The 2,043-nt window shown below is 57.4% G+C and carries 2 pseudogenes; both read left to right on the forward strand.

Features of this window, described 5'->3' with window-relative positions:
* A pseudogene (locus tag BLO49_RS18480) lies at positions 1-737 on the forward strand (hypothetical protein); the annotation flags it as partial.
* A 29-nt stretch (positions 738-766) separates the two neighbouring features.
* Positions 767-2,043 (forward strand): annotated as a pseudogene (locus BLO49_RS18080) (RHS repeat domain-containing protein); the annotation flags it as partial.

The raw sequence follows: 2,043 nt of genomic DNA on the forward strand, positions 1-2,043 counted from the left end.
GCAGCACTTCTATTACGGCGAGCTATCCGTCGACTTGTACCTATGCCAAGACCTGCAACCAGCCGACCTGGACAAAGGACGCAAAGGGCAACCAGGCGGACTATACCTACGACAACACCCATGGTGGGGTGCTGACGGTTACCCTGCCGGCGGATCAGAACGGCCTCCGCCAGCGGACCTATAACACCTATACCGCCTACAATACGGGCAATGGCACCATCTATCGGCTAACCCGCTCGGAAACCTGCGGGCTGACGTCGGCGCAACTGACCCTGACAGCCTGTCCGGCCGATATCAACACTTCGGTCACGCTCACCGACTATGGGACGTCCTCGACAGCGCCTTACACCTACAAGTCCAACCAGCCTTATCAGGTCACGGTGCGCGATAACCGCGCATCCGGGTATGACAGCGCGACGACGACCTACGCCTACGACAAGGTCGGCAATGTCATGTCGGTGGATGGGCCGTTGTCCGGCACGAATGATAAGAGCTTCACCACCTACGATGCCAATCGGCGCAAGATTTTCGAGATCGGGCCGATACCGGGCGGGACGGGTGTTCACCGCAGAGTCGTCCACCATTGGTACGACGCGGACGGCCGTGAATGGAAAACAGAGAACGGTTACAGCAACACCGACGCGACTGATGGCTCCGGCTTTGTCGTCGTCAATTTTACCCGCGTCACTTTTGACGCCGCCGGCCGACCCGGCAGAACCGAAGTGGTGCAACCCTGAGCCAGAACAATATGCAGATGAAGAAAACGATGAAGCGTTTTGTGTTCGGTTTGGGGGCGGCGTTGGCCGGCTTGTCCGGGTTGGCGCAAGCCGAGACGGTGATCAGCGTCACGCAGGTCAATTACAACTACAATAACCAGCCGTTATGCACGGCCGTGCGGATGAATCCAACAACGTTCGGTTCCCTCCCGTCCGATCCGTGTTTGCAGGGTACAACGGGCGCCTATGGCCCCGACCGCATTACGCAGAATGTCTATGACGCAGCCGGTCAGTTACTCGGTGTCTATCAGGGCATTGGCACCTCCGATGTCCGGCAATATGCCTATTACACCTACACCAACAACGGCTTGAAAGCGTCCGAGATGGACGCCAACCATAACAAGACGACCTTCACCTATGACGGCTTCGACCGGCTATCGAAAATCCAGTACCCCAACACGGTCGCCGGCAACGAGATATCGAGCACGACGGACTACGAGACCTTCGGCTATGACACCAATAACAACCGCACAAGCTGGCGTCACCGCAATGCCCAGACGGTGCTCTACACCTACGACAATCTGAACAGGGAGATCCTCAAGGACCTACCGGCCTATGCCGGGTCCACTGCCACCTCGAAGGACATCTATACCGGCTACGATGGCTTGGGGCATATCCTCTATAAGCGCTTCGCTTCGGCAGCAGGCGCGGGTGTGACCTACTATTATGACGGTCTGGGTCGAGTGTCAGCCACAACGGATATGAACGGCCGGGGGATATGGTACGGATATTTCGCTGACTCGACGCGCTATTACATGCAGTTCCCCGACGCGGTTCTGCAAACCTATAGTTATAACAATGATGGCCGGCTGTTTTTAACAGGCGTAGCGGGCGTTCAGTTGCAGCCCTGGTATGATGCCCTCGGTCGAATCTCGGCCATTGGCCGCAGCAATGGCGCTAACTCGTACTTCAGCTACGATAATGTTGGTCGACTGATTTCGATGAATCAGGACTTTCCCGGCACGGCGAATGACATCACCTGGTCGTTCAATGGCTATAATCCGGCCGGTCAGATCACCAACTGGAATGCATCGAGCACGGTCTACGATTATGTCGAGACCGCGACGGCGGCCGAGAACCGCACCTATGACGGCCTGAACCGGGATGCCTCGATCGCGGCGTTAAGCGGCGGTTACGACAGCGTCGGCAACATGACCAATGACGGCGCCCGTGTCTTCACCTACGATGTCGAAAACCGCCTGCTGACGGGCTCAGGCACCTTGGCCGGTCTGAATATGGAATACGACCCTGAGGGCCGTCTCTACCG

Source organism: Asticcacaulis taihuensis (genome assembly GCF_900100255.1).
GTDB classification, from domain to species: domain Bacteria; phylum Pseudomonadota; class Alphaproteobacteria; order Caulobacterales; family Caulobacteraceae; genus Asticcacaulis; species Asticcacaulis taihuensis.